Origin of the sequence: Brumimicrobium sp. (assembly GCF_048268645.1) — a bacterium.
Classification (GTDB): Bacteria; Bacteroidota; Bacteroidia; order Flavobacteriales_D; family Crocinitomicaceae; genus Brumimicrobium; species Brumimicrobium ulvae.
Window position 1 is genome coordinate 153,248 of record NZ_JBLWVE010000003.1, and the last position, 17,135, is coordinate 170,382.

Genomic DNA, 17,135 nt, shown 5'->3' on the forward strand with positions numbered 1-17,135 from the left:
ATAACTAACACAAAATCACCCCAAGCTTTTTTTATTCGAGAGAAGCTTTTAGTTATTCATCGAGTTTAACTAAATTGACTTTTTTAAAACCAAAAACCTTTATATTTTTATGGCATGAAAACCAAGAAAACAAATCCTACTGACATTCTAAATAAATTTGAAAAAGATTTAGAAAGTTACAAAAATGCCAAAATAAAATGTGGGATTATTGGTCGCAGTGGAACAGGGAAATCGTCTTTGATTAACACAATTGCTGGCGAACACATTGCTGAGGTTGGAGAAATCGAAACTACCATGAATGTGAAAGAACCGATTGAAAGCAATGGACTTTGGTTTTACGATTTGCCTGGTTGTTCAACATCTAACTTTCCAAGAGAAGATTACATTAAGGAATTCAAGGTCAATGAATTTGATTGTGTCATTTTAGTCACCGCTGATCGATTCTTTGAAGATGACTTGTATTTGATTCAAGAATTAATTAAGATAAAAATCCCGGTTTTTATTGTCCGCACGAAAATTGACTTTTCTATAGAAAGGGGTATGAAAAGAGGCATTTCTGCCGAAGAGACCTATGCAAAGGTGTACAATAACCTTATTGAAAATCTGAATGGATTAAAAGTTAAAGGCGTCTACCTCACTTCTGCAGACCATCCAAAAGAATACGACTTCAGTAAATTGCTGGAGGATATTTTTTTTTCTCTAAATGACTTTAAAAAGGAACGATTCATTGCCGACATCAACATCACCAGCGAGAACATTCTTAAAGAAAAAAGAATTATTGCAAAAAAAATAGTGGTTAGACATTCCGCATTAGCCGCTGCGAATGGCTTGAATCCAATCATCGGTTTAGACATTAGTTTAGATGTGGCGCTATTGGTTAAAATGTCCAAGGAAGTCCAGACCATTTACGGTTTAAACGAAGAACAGCAAGAGTTCAACATTCAGTTTTTAGATAAGAAAAGTGCAAAATTTATTGCATCAAAAGCCCTACAATACACCTCGAAGTACGGCGGAAAAGAAGCCATTATTCTTCTGCTAAAGAAAGTAAGTTCGTCGGTGATTACCAAAACAGCATCAAAATGGGTTCCCTTTGTTGGTCAAGCCATCGCTGCAGGAATAGGTTTTAAAATGACTTCTTGGATAGGCAGCGACATGATTAATGATGCAGAAAAAATTGCAGTAGAAACTTACGAAGCGATTAAGCAGGCTTAAAACAATAAACAGAATTCTCTTGTAGATAGACCATTAAGCGGTAGCTAAGCTAAACCCGTGAGATTTTGTCCCAAATTTATAATAATGTATTTATGCTGCTTTAGTTTTCAGACCGAAATGAGATAAATCGATATTTCAAAAGAAAATAAGGAAGAATTTCGCTGAGATTCGCAAAGAACCGCTAAGGAATGCAATAAGAGAATTTTAATTGTAACTCGTAAAACTACATTTTCATTATCTTAGTCAAATATAAAAATGTATTTATGCTGTTCTAGTTTTCGGACTAAAACGAGATAAATCAATATTTCAAAAGAAGATCATTTATGCACACAATTGATATACGCACAGTAGATGTTGTACAATACATAAGTCCTTTGCGAGAAGGAGGTTCAATGCCGGGTATTGTAAAAGCCGATGATGGCTTCCTTTACATCATAAAGTTTAGAGGAGCTGGTCAAGGTAAAAAAGCCCTAATTGCTGAATTTCTGGGAGGAGAAATAGCGCGTGCCATTGGACTTAAAATGCCCGAATTGGTGTTTATGAATCTCGGGGATACTTTCTCTAGAATGGAACCTGATGAGGAAGTTCAAGATTTGCTCAAATTTAGTGTTGGTCTTAATTTAGGATTGCACTTTTTGTCTTCCGCAATTACTTACGATCCTCTTGTATCTGAAGCTCCAGCGTTGACATGTTCCAAAATTGTAGTTTTAGACAGCTTGATTTCAAACATTGACCGAACAACGAAGAATCCAAATTTATTGATGTGGCAAAAAGAACTGTGGATTATTGATAACGGAGCAAGTTTTTACTTTCACCACAACTGGAACAATTGGCGTCAACACTTGACACGGACTTTTCCAATGATAAAAAACCATGTTTTATTGGATAAAGCGACTGAGCTAGAACAAGCCGCTGAGGAAATTAAAAACGCATTGAACAAAGATCTTATTAAAGGAATCATTGCAGTAATTCCAGAAGAATGGTTGACAGATGAGCATGATCCTTTAAGTCCAGATGAAAAACGCGCAGCATACCTTGAATACATGATGGCAAAGTTGAGAATGATTGATGAATTGGTAAAAGAAGCTCAAGATGCAAGATAAATTTATATACGAATACGCCATCATCCGTTTTTCACCACTTGTTGAACGCGGAGAGTTTTTTAATATTGGAGCTATCCTCTATTCTAAACCTAAAAAGTACCTTGCAATGCGTTTCCATATCGATCCAAAAAAACTTGAAGCTTTTAACAGCCAACACAGTACTGAAGAACTTGAAGCGTATCTAAAAGCTTGGGAAAAAGTGTGCAAAGGAGGAACAGACAGCAGTGCAATTGGAGAAATGGATATGCCTGACCGGTTTCGTTGGCTTGTCGCAACACGAAGTACAATTATTCACAGTTCAATGACCCATACAGGAATTTGCGATGACCCCGAAAAGGAGTTAGATGCGATATTTGAACAATTTGTATTGTAGGTCGGGGTTTCGTAAAGAACCGTTAATAAGTACAAAAAGAGATTTTAGATAGCGTCAAAATATTTATTTCATGCTTTAAAGCTTACCCTTCGTGAAACTTTATGACTAAATGATTCTTTGCGATTAAAACTTAAAGTAATAATCACTATTTTAGAAGTTCAATTAAAATTTTCACAAATTAATAATTCACCGATATGAGAATATTTTCGTTCCTAACACTTTTACTTTCCTTCGCTTCGCTGCATGCTCAAGAAGGATTAACGTATCAAAAACCTTCGCAAGAGATCTTAGACTTGGTCGATGTTTCCCTAGCACCAAGCGTCCTCATGGATGAAAGTAAAAATTATATGATATTAATTTCAAGAGACATGTATGGGTCTATTGAAGAACTTTCTCAAGAAGAATTGCGTTTGGGAGGATTACGTATCGATCCAAAAACAAACATCGGAAGTCGCGTGAATTACTACAACAATCTTCAGGTGAAAAACCTAAAAGAAAAGAAGGCAGAGGTTCTTCAAGTTAAAAATCTTCCCGATTCTCCAAAGATGACCAATTTTAGATGGTCTCCAAATCAAGAAAAATTAGCCTTCACCCACACGACAGAAAACGGTGTTGAAGTTTGGATAATGGATTTAGCTACTGCTTCTGCAAAAAAGATCACCGAAGACAACATCAATGCAAACATCGGTGATGTCATCAACTGGTTTAATGATGGGAATTCTTTATTGGTTAAGGTCGTTTCTGAAAACAAACAAGCATTAATCGACACCGAAACTGCAGTGCCTACCGGACCAACAATTTCTGTAAACGATGGGAAGAAAGCGCAAAACAGAACATACCAAGATTTATTGAGCAACAAAAACGATGAACATAACTTTGAACAGTTAGCACTGTCTACACTTTACAAAGTAAACCTAGATGGTAGTTCAGAAAAATGGTTAGCAAGTGACTTGTATTCTTCCATTGATTTTTCTCCCGATGGTAATTATGTTATGGTTGAGACCATTGAAAAACCATTCTCTTATTTAGTTCCTTACTACAGGTTCCCTTCAAAAACAACCATTTATACCAAAGACGGAAAACAAGTTCAAACGGTTTTAGAAGTTCCTTTAATCGAAGATTTACCACAAGGATTTATGGCTGTTCGAACAGGGAAAAGAAATTTTTCTTGGAGAAGCGACAAACCTTCTACTTTGATATTCACGAAAGCGCTTGATGGCGGAGATCCAGAAAATGAAGTCCCCTTTAGAGATGAAGTATTCGAAATGGACGCACCTTTTAATGGCAATGAAAGAAGTCTGCTGAAGACCATTAACCGAATGGGCTCTATTCAATGGGCCAACAATTCTATAGCCATTGCCAGTGATTACTGGATCAACACAAGAAACACTAAAACCTATGTTTTCAATCCATCAGATGCTTCGGTTGCACCGAGAATTGTTTCAGACAGAAATTATCAAGATGTCTACAGCAATCCTGGTAGCTTTGTAACTCAACGCAATGAATTTGGAAGAAGTGTGATTGCCTTATCTGGTGAAAACGCCTACTTAATTGGAGCGGGACATTCGGAAGAAGGCCAGTTTCCTTTCTTAGATCAAATTAACTTGAATGATTTAAAAAAGAAAAGAGTTTACCAATCGAAGTACACAGATAAAGTCGAGAATTTGAACGATTTTGACATTCAAAACAATCAACTTTTGGTGAGAATTGAATCACCAACGGAATATCCGAACTATTCATTTAGAGACATCAAGCGCAACAAATTAACTCAAATTACATTCTTTGAAAATCCGTTTAAAAGTATTCAAAATGTGCACAAAGAGGTGATTAATTACAAGCGTGAAGATGGGTTGGATCTATCAGGTACTTTGTATTTACCCATTGGATATGACGTGAAAAGCAAAGAAAAAATGCCTTTGATTATTTGGGCTTATCCAACGGAATACAAAGACAAATCAAGTGCAGGTCAAAACACACAAAATCCAAACAAATTTACATTTCCTTACTACGGTTCTATGATTTATTGGGTAACCAAAGGATATGTAGTCTTAGATAACGCTTCTTTCCCTATTGTTGGAGAAGGTGATGAAGAACCCAACGACACCTATATCGAGCAATTGGTGGCCAACGGTAAAGCAGCCATTGATGCAGTGGATGAGTTAGGTTATATCGACAGAAATAGAGTTGCTGTTGGTGGACACAGTTATGGTGCATTCATGGTGGCCAACCTACTTTCTCACTCTGATTTATTTGCAGCGGGAATTGCACGAAGTGGAGCGTATAACAGAACTTTAACTCCTTTTGGATTCCAAAGTGAACAAAGAAACTATTGGGAAGCTCCTGAAGTTTACAATGAAATGTCTCCTTTTATGAATGCCGATAAAATGAAATATCCATTATTATTGGTGCATGGAGAAGCAGATAATAATTCAGGGACATATCCTATGCAAAGTGAACGTTATTTTAATGCTTTAAAAGGTTTAGGAGCAACAGTGAGGTTGGTTGTTTTACCCAAAGAAAGTCACGGATACAAAGCCAAAGAAAGTATTCTGCATTTATTGTGGGAACAAGATCAATGGTTGGAAAAATATGTAAAGAATAAAGAATAGTTATAAAACCTACTGCGTGATCTGAGAAAACGCAGTAGGTTATTTTAAAAAAACACTACTAAAGAATCTATACTATCAAACAAAGAGCTACTCCTATGAATTGTAAAAACTGTGGTCATGATTTGGAAGGGAATTTCTGTTCCAATTGTGGACAGGAAGCAAGAGTCCGAAAAATAAACTATAAATATATTTTGGAGGAAATCCCAAATAGTTTGTTGCAGATTAATCATGGGTTTCTGTATACTGTAAAAGAACTCTTTTTGCGACCAGGCCATAGCTTAAGGGAGTTTATGCAGGGCAAAAGAAAGAGCCACTACAAACCCCTAGCTTTTCTTCTGATTACCTCTGCCCTATATTCCTTAATAAAGTATTTACTCAATACTCCAGAGGTTCTAGATTTATATTTTGAAGGAGAAAGTGAAAATTTCAAATACTTAGAAAGTATCACTGTTTGGATAAGAGAAAATGAAACTTATTCAACCTTAATATTTTTACCGTTTTTTGCATTGGCTTCTTATTTGGCTTTTTTGAAATTTAAGTATAACTACTTTGAACACTTTGTATTAAACATGTACATTGTAGGCCAAAAACTCCTCATTCAAACTTTCTTTCTTCTTGTCCCTTTTGAAAACAACATCATTGAATACTTATCATTTATTATACCGATTGGATTTAGTTTTTGGACATACACACAATTCTTTAATCATATAAAATTCTTTAAAAAAATGTTCCGCTTTATGTTAATGTATTTACTCATCGGATTGTTTTTTGGGGTTACAATGTTTGTATTATTGCTTCCATTGTTGTTTTAGATTTATATTGATGAACAAAGTAGTATCTTGATTAGAAAAGCTCAAAAGAGGAAGGTTAAGCATATTGGTCAACTTTACGGTCCTTAGAAATAGAAAAAATGGTTATTTCAGAGCAATCACAGTTAATTAGTGTAAATTTAAATTTGAATTCAATTAAACATCATGAAAGCCAAGCTACTTTTTACGATTATCCTCACTTTTTTAAGCGTTTCACTTTCAAAGGCTCAATCTTGGGTACAGAATGATGCTGTGTGGCACTATGATTACTACATGACAGGTTACGGTTTTTACAAAGTGAGTTTAGGAAACGACACCATAATAGCAGGTAGAACATGTCAACGATACATCACAGAGAAGCATCAATTTTTCCCCCAGCCAGGAAATGTTTTTGTTGCAGGTCCTGTTGTTGATTATCCTCAACGTTTCACCAGTGTTTCAGGAGATACCGTTTTTCATTATGAGAACGACACCTTTTACACCTTGTTTAATTTTGGAGCAAGCGTTGGCGATCAATGGGTTATTAATGACAACTACTCTCATTTCAATTGTGATTCTGTTTCTAAAGTAAAAGTCATTGAAACTGATGTGCTCACAATTAATGGAACCAGCAGACGTGCAATACGATTGACCACGATTGAAGGATCACCTAAAGGAATTGAAGGTTGGGTTGTCGAAAATATTGGTCCAATTGACGCTCAATATTTATTCCCTACGGACAGGGCTTGTTATGATTCTACTATGATTGTTGATTTTGAAACACATAACTTTAAATGTTTTCAAGATACCTACACCAACTTGTATAATCCTAGCGGAGTGGACTGCGAATATTTAAAAAACCATGCAGGAATTCAAGAGCAAACAAGTTCAATCTTCAAACATTATCCCAATCCTGTCAATGGTGTATTAAAAATTGAATTTAAATCTAATGGGAATCATGAAGTTAAAATTACTGATTTAAAAGGAAAAACTGTAATCCAAGAATATTCTACAAATGAAAAAGCAGAAATTGATCTTTCAAGAATGTTAAAAGGAGTGTATTTCATACATGTCATTAATGAACAACAAGAATACAGCTACAAAAGGATTGTTAAACTATAGAAGAAATTTAAAAGTGAATTCATTTAGTTTTTGTATACTTGGGTTCGTTCAAATTGTGTTAAATTCATTCTAAAAACGAGGGATTCCTTTCAAGATTTAACACCTCAAAAATTTATTCAGATCATATTTTTAAGGATTTCAGGATAAAAGAATATATTTAACCTTCAAACACACAACTATGGACAAAATCAACAAAGGGAATGCAATAAGTAATTGGATAAAAAAGAAAGTATTAGAACACGAACCTTTGCTTATACTCTTAATTCTCGTCTCAGTTTTCATACACTATTTGAATGTTCAATATAGTATTCCAATTACAATCATAGTTCTTTCCACAGCAGCAACTATTTATTACATCGCTGCATTTGCAAAACATGAAGAAGAAGACCTCAACATGTTTGATTTGTTTCTTTACAAACTGTGTGGGATAAGCTGTAGTGTATCATTACTTGGAATACTGTTTTCTATTTTGGAATGGCCTGGAGATAAACCTATGAATACTGTAGGTACTTTATCTTTAGCAATTTGTTTAATTTACATGCTGTTGGAAAAAAGAAAGCGACCCAATTTAAAGATTTTCAACAAAAGCTTTATTTTAAGAGTGGCTGTACTATTAGCCATTTCGGCTTATTTCATGATCAAAAAACTGGGATACATTGCTTAATCCCTTTCTACATTTCAGCTTTAAAGGAATGATGATATTATTATTCATGAACATTAAAACCTTATATTCACCTAAATAATACAAAAACAACATGACAAAAACACTACTTTTACTTGGTTTAGGATTTCTTTTCATCTGCAATGGTTTTGCTCAAGAAACCCGAAACGACACCATGCAAAACATGTTTAATGAAGGTCAATTTGAAGCACTAAATGAATACACTGAATACTACTTAGTAAATGAACCAGAGGACATTAACCTATTGTATTATTCAGCAATAAGTGCTGAGCAACTTGGTGATTTGCAACACTCTTACCTTCAGCTTTCGAAAGCTATAGAATTGTATCCTGACACATCTTATCTCTATAACGTCAGAGGATCTTTACTCCTGAGTGTTAACGAATTTGATGCCGCATTAGCAGATTACAAAAATCAATTTCGTTTAGCGGAAAGTGATCAAGAATTTGTAGCTGCACGACTAAATATCGCAGCTGCTCAGATGTCCACCAGAAAATTTGATAGCGCCAAAGTTCACTTAGAAAAAGCCCTTGAAATCGATTCAAACAATGTTGGTTTACTGATCAATATTGCTAGTGTTTACAGTGAAATGGGAATGAATGACATAGCTATTAAGCACCTTGAAAAAGCCATTGAATTAGACCCTGAGTTTATAGCATCGACAGCAAATCTTGGCTTTTTACATCTTGAAATTGAAGAATACGAAAAGGCTTTGTATTATTTCAACAAAGTGCTAGAAATGGAGCCAGATGACCCATATACACTTAACAACCGAGGCTATGCTAAATTCAAATTAGGCGATTTACTGGCTGCTTTAGACGACATCAACTTATCTATTGAGCTTTATCCAGTTAATCCATACGCCTATAGAAATCGAGCATTGATTTATTTAGCGCTCAAAAAAGAAAGACTTGCTTGCGCTGACCTTCATTTAGCCCTCAATAACAACTTTACTGTTCGATATGGAAACGAAGTAAATGAATTAATTGAGAAGCATTGTAAGTAGGTAGTTTACACACTTTTATTTATCATTAAATATGTGTTTCTCACAAAAGCATAAAGTAACTTCTTGTCTACGGGCTCAGTTAAACTTGCCTTTACAATCTTGACCTTCTCATACTAAACGGGTATTCTCTTCAATTATCACTACTTTTGCAACTCCAAAATGAATGACATGAAAATCCCCACAATAGCCATTAAACTCAATAAAGCTGGAGAAAGAGCAGTTAAACAAGGTCACCCTTGGATATTTGAAAGCAGTATTGAAAAAGCTCCTGATGGGAAAAGACCTGCGGGTAGTTTGTGTGTTATTTTTGATCAACGTTACAATAAACCGATTGCTTTTGGATTGTGGGACCCTGAAGAAATCATCCGCATAAAGGTGATTTATCAAGGAAGCCGTTTGCAATTGAATACAGAGTTTTGGAAATCGCAATTAAAAGAAGCTTTTTCAAAAAGACAAAACCTCATCCATAAAGGAATAACAGGTTATAGAGGAATTCATGGGGAAAATGATCATTTCCCAGGGTTAATTTTAGATGTTTATGCTAAAGTTGGAGTGCTGAAAATCTATTCTAATATCTGGAAACCATATCTGGAAACATTGATGGAGGAAATTCAAAGTCTTTACGGACTAGCAACCATTGTGATTCGTTTCAGTAGAAAAATTCAACAAAACAACAGCTTTCCTTATCAAGAAGGTGATGTAATTGGTCAAGCACTCGAAAGTGAAAAAGTAGAATTCGAAGAATATGGAGTAAAATATTACGCTTACACACAATCTGGACATAAGACAGGCTTCTTTTTAGATCAACGTCCGAACCGATTGTGGGTACAAGAAAATGCCAAAGGGAAAAAGGTGTTGGACGTTTTTAGTTATGTCGGTGGATTTGGAATCCACGCGCTAAAAGGTGGCGCAACATCCTTAACTTCAGTAGACATTAGTCAACAAGCAATGGATGTAGCAAAAGAAAACATTGTTTTAAACAAGATCGATGAATCGAAATGGACACCCATTGCAGCAGATGCGTTTTTAGCGCTTGAAGAACTCATAGACCAAAAAGAAAAATTTGACATAGTAATTATTGATCCTCCTTCGTTTGCCAAACAAGCCAGTGAAGTCAATAGCGCTTCAAATCAATACGAACGACTTGCACGACTTGGAAGAGAGTTGGTGACTAATAACGGGACTTTAATTCTAGGTTCATGTTCCAGTCGTATTTCTCTTCAAGCTTTCGAAGAGATTCATCAAGATGCAGGAATTACACCCATGAATGACTGGAAATACCTGCACTATACCCTACATGATGACGACCATCCAATCGGCTTTCCCGAGAGTAATTATTTGAAGACGGTGTTTTATAGGAAGGATTAATACATTTCAACAATCACAAAAAATCCACTCCCTACTTCAGTAGAAAGTGGATTTTTTAATTAATAGCTATTCCAAATAATTAGTTACGCTATGGTTAAAAGCCCTTCGTAATTAGCTGCGCTGAGGGCTAAAGCCGTTCGTAATTATTTAACTTCAATCGCGTTTTTAACTTTTTGTTTTGTCAAGGCGATATCCAACACCTCCCTCATGTTACTCACATAGTGGAAAGTCAAACCTGTTAAATAATCTTCTTGAATCTCATCAATATCTTGCTTGTTTTTCTCACACAAGATAATTTCCTTAATGTTGGCACGTTTTGCAGCCAGAATTTTCTCTTTGATTCCTCCTACCGGTAAAACATCTCCACGCAGGGTAATTTCACCTGTCATAGCAATATTTTTCTTTACTTTTCTTTGTGTGAACAAAGAAGCCAAAGAAGTCAACATAGTAATTCCTGCAGAAGGTCCGTCTTTTGGTGTTGCTCCTTCTGGAACGTGCATGTGCACATCATAGTTATTAAAGACATCTGCCTCTAAACCAACCCAATCATGATGTGATTTAAGGAATTGTAAGGCAATCGTTGCAGACTCTTTCATTACGTCTCCAAGATTTCCTGTTAGCGTCAATTTCCCTTTTCCTTTCGACAATGAAGATTCAATAAATAATATGTCTCCCCCCATTGCTGTCCATGCTAATCCTGTAACTACACCAGCAACATCGTTATTTATATATTTTGTTTTTGGTCGGCCTGGTCCCATGATATCAACTAAATCACTAGCTGAAATGGTTTTCTTAAACTCTTCCTCCATTGCAATCTGACGTGCACGGTTTCTAACCAATTTAGCTACTGCTTTATCTAAGCCACGAACACCGGATTCATGAGTATATTCTTCAATCAGTTTTTCTAAAGTTGCTTTCCCTACAGAAATATCTGATTTTTTAATTCCGTGTTCTTTAATTTGATTTGGGAGCAAGTGTCTTTTTGCAATTTCAATTTTCTCTTCAACCGTGTATCCAGATACCTCGATCAATTCCATACGGTCTCTTAGTGGACCTTGGATGGTTGATAAATCATTTGCTGTTGCAATGAACAATACTTTTGATAAATCGTATTCTGCTTCAACGTAGTTATCGTAAAACTCATCATTTTGCTCTGGGTCTAAAACCTCTAACATTGCACTTGATGGATCGCCATGGTTCGAACGTGAAATCTTATCAATTTCATCCAGTACAAATACCGGATTTGATGTTCCTGCTTTCTTAATGTTTTGAATCACACGTCCTGGCATTGCACCAATATATGTTTTTCTATGCCCACGAATTTCACTTTCATCGTGAATTCCACCCAATGACATTCTAACATATTTTCTACCCAATGCTTCAGCTATAGATTTACCTAAAGATGTTTTACCAACTCCTGGAGGTCCATAGAAGCAAAGGATTGGAGATTTCATATCTTTTTTCAACTTCAATACAGCCAAGTACTCGAGAATACGTTTCTTTACCTTTTCTAATCCATAATGATCCCGTTCTAATACTTTTTCGGCACGTTTCAAGTCTAAATTATCTATTGTGTATTCATCCCATGGCAAGTCTAAAAGTAGCTCTAGATAATTTAACTGAACGGTATACTCTGCACCTTGCGGATTTGAACGTTGTAAACGATTCAATTCCTTTTGGAACATTTCATCCACCTTTTTCGACCATTTTTTCTTTTTAGCACGTTCGCGCATTCTTTCCACATCTTGTTCTTGTGGATTTCCACCTAGCTCTTCTTGAATGGTCTTAATTTGTTGATTCAAAAAGTACTCTCTTTGTTGCTTATCCAAATCTATCTTTACACGGGTTTGAATTTCATTGCGCATTTCCAACTGCTGTGCTTCGATAGTTAAATGTTGAAGTACCGCCATCGCACGCTTCTTCAAATCCATTTCATTCAGCATCTTTTGCTTTGTGGCAACGTCAGCATTCATATTAGAAGAAATGAAATTGATTAGAAAGGTTGGACTATCAATATTCTTAATTGCAAATTGCGCTTCCGAAGGAATGTTTGGAGAGTCTTTAATAATTTTCAAAGACAATTCCTTCATTGATTGAATAATCGCTGTAAATTCCTTATTTTTCTTTGGCGCTTTTGCTTCTTCACAAAGTTCAATTTTCCCTCTTAGGAAAGGAATCTCTTGGGTTACCTCCTTCAGTTCAAACCTTCTTTTCCCCTGAATAATAACGGTCGACGTTCCATCGGGCATTTTAAGCATTCGCAGAATTGTGGCTACTGTCCCTATTTTATGTAAGTCCTCACCTTTAGGATTCTCTACATCTGGATTCTTTTGTGATATCACACCAACTACTTTATCGCTTTGATTGGCAAACTGAATCAATTCAATAGATTTGTCTCTGCCTACTGTAATTGGAATTACAACGCCTGGAAATAAAACATTATTTCTTAAAGGTAAGATGGGAATATCAGAAGGAAACTTTGCATTGTGCATGTCATCTTCTTCTTCTTGGGTAATCAATGGAATAAACTCTGCATCTGAATCGTCAGGTCTTCCCATTCCGAATAAATTTTTATCAAAAATGTCAGTCATATCTTTATACGCTCTTGCGTCAATCTGTCAGTTAATATTCATTCTTAAGTAAAGAAATTTGAAAAACCTCTCTACTTTAATCTGTGCTCGTAAGGGTTCAATACCTATGCCATTTTAAAACACTGACAACTTTGACAGTATTTCACTATATTGAGTGTGCGCAGGAAAAAAAGCGTTTTGAATTTAGTTCTTTTCTTCTGGAAATAAAAATTGCAATATTCTCAAATCTCCATCTGTAATTTGTTTACCTCTTCGCACCATCATTTGATTGGCAGCATCCACTGCTCTATCTAAGTTATAAACTGGTGACTTTTGTTCCCCACCCCAAGAAAAATTCGGAACGTATTTGGGTGGAAATCCAGAAGTAAAAATATTAGCACAGACTCCAACAACTGTTGCGGTGTTGAGCATGGTATTGATACTTGTTTTAGAGTGGTCTCCCATTGTAACCCCCATAAACATCAATGCTGTTTGCTCCATTGATTCAGTTAAATAACTGTAGGTTTTTACATTTCCGTAGTTATTTTTAAGGTTAGAACAATTGGTGTCGGCTCCAAGGTTACACCATTCCCCGATCAAGGAGTTACCTAAAAATCCATCATGTCCTTTATTGGAATAGGCTTGGAAAATAACGTTATTCACCTCTCCACCAACTTTAGAATGTGGTCCGAGAGAAGTTGCACCATATACCTTTGTTGATAATTTTAAGGCACTGCCTTCAGCCATGGCTAATCCACCACGCACAACACTACCTTCCATTATTTCAGCATTCTTACCAACATATATCGGTCCTGATTTCACGTTTAATATTGCGCATTCAACAGTTGCTCCTTCTTCGATAAAAAGCTGATTTGCATCACCAATCAATGTATTTGTTTTGGAAAGTGAAGCGCTTTTTCGTCCTTTTACATAGGCTGCAAAATCTGTTGCTAAAATGGAATCGTTTTTTTGGTATAAATCCCAACGATGTTCTAAAACTAAGAATTCTTCAAGTTGATGAGAATTGCTTTCCTTTGGAGAAAATGTTGCTCCACGCTGGGCAACAAACACGCCATTGACATACAAAGATTCATCTACTTGCAATTCCTGAACAAGCTTTACAAGTTCTACGTTTGGAATCACAGTAGCATTCACCCACACATTATCATCTGTTTGATGCATTGGGAATTTATCTACCAAATATTCCTCTGTTTGAAAGGAAACCGTAGCTTCTGGAAGATAAAAACGCCAGCGTTCATCATTGGTCCACATTCCTGATCGAAGATTTCCAACAGGCCGGGTCAATGTCAATGGTGCAAAAATCAAATGATTTGATAAATCGTGTAGGATGATGTTCATGGTCTTCTTTTTACATTCTATTAGGTACGTGAATTCCTAAAAGTCGCATTGCTGTATGAATTACTTTTCCAGTATTTTGACTGATTAATATTCTTGCGTTTTTCAGTGCAATATTTTCTTCTTTCATCACACTAAATGCTTGATAAAAAGAATTGTAATTTTTCACCAATTCAAAGGTATAATTAGCAATTAATGCAGGACTAAAATTTGTTCCCGCCTCCTTTATTACCAATGGGAATTCATTCAATTGTTTAATCAAATCTTTTTCAGCTTGGTCTATGGCCATTTCGGTTTCTGGATTCACCAACTCAACCTTAGTCATCAAAGAGTTGATACGCGCATAGGCATATTGAATAAAAGGTCCAGTATTTCCATTCAACTCAATAGACTCATCGGGATTAAACTTCATTCTTTTTTGTGGATCAACTTTAAGCAGATAGTATTTTAATCCGCCCATTCCGATGGTTTCGTAAAGGTTTTCACGTTCTATTTCACTCATCCCCTCAATGTGTCCACGTTCTTGCGTACTGTCCTTGGCCATTTGGACTACCTCTTCCATCAAATCATCAGCGTCGACTACTCTACCTTCACGAGATTTCATTTTACCATCCGGTAAATCCACCATTCCATAAGATAAATGGTAACAGTTTTTGGCCCAATCGTAGCCCAGTTTTTTCAAAATCAAAAACAACACTTGAAAGTGATAATCTTGCTCGTTACCTACGGTATAGATCACACCGTTTAGATTTGGGAAGTCTTTAAAACGCTGAATCGCCGTTCCTATATCCTGTGTCATGTAAACAGCTGTTCCGTCTGCACGTAAAACTAACTTTTCGTCTAATCCTTCGTCGGTTAAATCTACCCAAACAGAGCCATCCTCTTTTTTATAAAAAACACCTTTTTCTAGTCCATCTTTTACAAGGTCACGACCGGTTAAATAAGTTTTCGATTCGTAATAGATTTTATCAAAATCAACTTCCATTCGCTCATAGGTTTTGTCAAAACCTTTATACACCCAGTTATTCATTGTTTCCCAAAGGGAATATGCTTCTGGTTCGTTGGCTTCCCATTTCACCAACATTTCTTTTGCGTCTTGGGTTAATTGCGCAAACGGAACTGCAAAAGCGGCAATTTTTCGATAAATTGAAGTTTTCTTTTTGTCGTCCTCTGCATTAGAATAAGCTGTAAATAACCCTGGAAGTTTTTCTTTTGCCTCTTCTGAAATAATACTCTCTGCATAGTTACTTTCTTTCCAAGAAGTTGCCAATTCAAATCCTTGTTTTGTAACTTGCTGATCAAATTCAATATAGTATTTCCCTACAAAATGGTCTCCTTTCATTCCTGTAGAATCAGGTGTTTCTCTGTTACCATTTGCATCTTTGCTTGCAAACTGTTCCCAAGCCACCATACTTTTACAGATATGAATCCCACGATCGTTGATGATCTGTGTCTTCACCACTTCATGTCCATTCGCTTTTAATATTTCGGAAACACTATATCCCAAAAAGATATTTCTCATGTGTCCTAAATGCAATGGTTTGTTCGTATTTGGAGAAGAATATTCGACCATATACATTTGGCCTGACAACTCAGATGAACAACCAAACATTTCGTCTTTTGACATTTCAAGAAGAATGTTTTGCCAATACTTATTGGTTAAGGTGATGTTTAAAAATCCACTTACAATATTGTAACTTTCAACCTCTTCAAGTTTTTCTTTTAAAAAACGTCCTATGTCTTCACCTACAATAGCAGGGGAAGACTTTAATACTTTTACAAAAGGAAAAACAACCAAAGTCATGTCTCCATTTACATCTTTTCTTGTCTTTTGAAATTGAATCAATTTCTCGTCAATTTTCACTCCAAAAACCGACAGACTATTTTCAAGCAATAATGCTTTAATTTTGTTTTCCATTTTCAATTTTATCTATGCTTTCTTTTCAGCAACTTCAACTACTTCTTTCATCAAATAATAAGCTACTTCGGCCATGTGATTTGTTTTCTCATCCAAGCATGGATTGACTTCAACAAACTCGATACATTTCACCTTTGGGTGTCCAGCATAATACCTCAGTAGTTCACTTGCCTCTTTTGGTGTAAGTCCGTGTGGAACTGGAGTTCCTGTTCCGTGAGAAACAATATCTGGATCCATTGAATCAACATCAAAAGAAACATAAATCTCATCACAGTCTGCGTATTTTTCTTCTAGTCGTTCAATGATCTTTTGAACACCAACTTCACGCAATTCGTCAACAGAAATATTTTTAATCCCTTTGCGCTCCATCAATTCCACCTCTGGAGTCTCTAAGTCTCTCAACCCAATAAACCCAAGATCTTTGGCATCAATTTTTGGTGCAATTCCGCCTGTGTTTTTCATTTCATTCCAGAACTTAACAGTATCGGCATGCGGGTCATTTTGTTTTGACTCTAAATTATCTTCGTTTAAGGCAGTAGCCAAAGGCATTCCATGCATATTCCCAGAAGGCGTAGTATACGGAGTGTGTAGATCTCCATGCGCATCAATCCAAAGTACTCCTAATCTATTTTGTGGATTAGCTACTTTCAACCCAGCAATTGTCCCTCCAGCTGAACCATGGTCTCCAGCAACAACAACGATAAAATCATTTTTATTTCGTTCTCTACTCACGAGGTCAGCCACGTTTTTATATACAGTTGCTAATCCATCCGCTCTTTTCCCATATTTATAAGGAGAAGGCCGGTCTAGTAAATGGTTCATTGTTTGAACATAATGAATAGGATACTTAGAAAACAAAAAATTTCCTGAGTTATCATCCGCAACACGCATTGCTCCAGGTCCAAGACTTGCTCCACGTGTTCCAGCTGAAATTTCCGAATCATTAATAATATATGCTATAGATTTTGACATTACTGTAATTTTTACTGCGTTTCAATTGATGCAAAGGTAAAAAAATCATACATAAT

General features: G+C 35.9%; 13 protein-coding genes. 9 read left to right on the forward strand and 4 right to left on the reverse strand.

Annotated features, from left to right (window positions below; translation table 11 throughout):
- Positions 1 to 114: 114 nt before the first annotated feature.
- From ACN0U3_RS04740 to ACN0U3_RS04780, 9 genes are all read left to right on the forward strand, one after another.
- Positions 115 to 1,212: a GTPase gene (locus ACN0U3_RS04740; protein ID WP_417265339.1), complete on the forward strand. Its 1,098-nt coding sequence runs from the start codon at positions 115 to 117 to the stop codon at positions 1,210 to 1,212.
- Positions 1,213 to 1,535: 323 nt separating this feature from the next.
- Positions 1,536 to 2,315, forward strand: coding sequence for a HipA family kinase (locus ACN0U3_RS04745; RefSeq protein ID WP_299201615.1), 780 nt, complete (start codon positions 1,536 to 1,538; stop codon positions 2,313 to 2,315).
- The gene (locus ACN0U3_RS04750) at positions 2,305 to 2,688 is read left to right on the forward strand and encodes a DUF3037 domain-containing protein (protein ID WP_299201612.1); all 384 of its coding nucleotides are present in this window, start codon (positions 2,305 to 2,307) and stop codon (positions 2,686 to 2,688) included. The genes ACN0U3_RS04745 and ACN0U3_RS04750 overlap by 11 nt, the downstream gene beginning before the upstream one ends.
- A 194-nt stretch (positions 2,689 to 2,882) precedes the next feature.
- Complete coding sequence (locus ACN0U3_RS04755) at positions 2,883 to 5,297, forward strand: S9 family peptidase (protein ID WP_417265340.1); 2,415 nt, start codon at positions 2,883 to 2,885, stop codon at positions 5,295 to 5,297.
- Positions 5,298 to 5,392: 95 nt separating this feature from the next.
- The gene (locus ACN0U3_RS04760; protein WP_417265341.1) at positions 5,393 to 6,109 is read left to right on the forward strand and encodes a DUF3667 domain-containing protein; all 717 of its coding nucleotides are present in this window, start codon (positions 5,393 to 5,395) and stop codon (positions 6,107 to 6,109) included.
- Positions 6,110 to 6,271: 162 nt separating this feature from the next.
- Positions 6,272 to 7,207, forward strand: a complete 936-nt coding sequence (locus tag ACN0U3_RS04765) for a T9SS type A sorting domain-containing protein (RefSeq protein ID WP_417265342.1) — start codon at positions 6,272 to 6,274, stop codon at positions 7,205 to 7,207.
- Positions 7,208 to 7,385: 178 nt separating this feature from the next.
- Complete coding sequence (locus ACN0U3_RS04770) at positions 7,386 to 7,871, forward strand: hypothetical protein (protein ID WP_417265343.1); 486 nt, start codon at positions 7,386 to 7,388, stop codon at positions 7,869 to 7,871.
- Positions 7,872 to 7,962: 91 nt separating this feature from the next.
- Positions 7,963 to 8,895, forward strand: coding sequence for a tetratricopeptide repeat protein (locus tag ACN0U3_RS04775; RefSeq protein ID WP_417265344.1), 933 nt, complete (start codon positions 7,963 to 7,965; stop codon positions 8,893 to 8,895).
- A gap of 168 nt (positions 8,896 to 9,063) precedes the next feature.
- Complete coding sequence (locus ACN0U3_RS04780; protein ID WP_417265345.1) at positions 9,064 to 10,263, forward strand: class I SAM-dependent rRNA methyltransferase; 1,200 nt, start codon at positions 9,064 to 9,066, stop codon at positions 10,261 to 10,263.
- A 143-nt stretch (positions 10,264 to 10,406) separates the two neighbouring features.
- Here the strand turns inward: ACN0U3_RS04780 and lon are convergent, their stop codons facing one another.
- From lon to ACN0U3_RS04800, 4 genes are all read right to left on the reverse strand, one after another.
- Entirely contained in the window at positions 10,407 to 12,854 is a 2,448-nt protein-coding gene (lon, locus tag ACN0U3_RS04785) for an endopeptidase La (RefSeq protein ID WP_417265346.1), read from the reverse strand.
- 183 nt (positions 12,855 to 13,037) lie between these two features.
- Positions 13,038 to 14,192 (reverse strand): putative sugar nucleotidyl transferase, encoded by a 1,155-nt coding sequence (locus ACN0U3_RS04790; RefSeq protein ID WP_417265347.1) that lies wholly within the window; start codon positions 14,190 to 14,192, stop codon positions 13,038 to 13,040.
- Between the two features lie 10 nt (positions 14,193 to 14,202).
- Complete coding sequence (argS, locus tag ACN0U3_RS04795) at positions 14,203 to 16,107, reverse strand: arginine--tRNA ligase (protein WP_417265348.1); 1,905 nt, start codon at positions 16,105 to 16,107, stop codon at positions 14,203 to 14,205.
- A gap of 12 nt (positions 16,108 to 16,119) precedes the next feature.
- Entirely contained in the window at positions 16,120 to 17,079 is a 960-nt protein-coding gene (locus ACN0U3_RS04800) for an arginase (protein WP_417265349.1), read from the reverse strand.
- Positions 17,080 to 17,135: the final 56 nt, after the last annotated feature.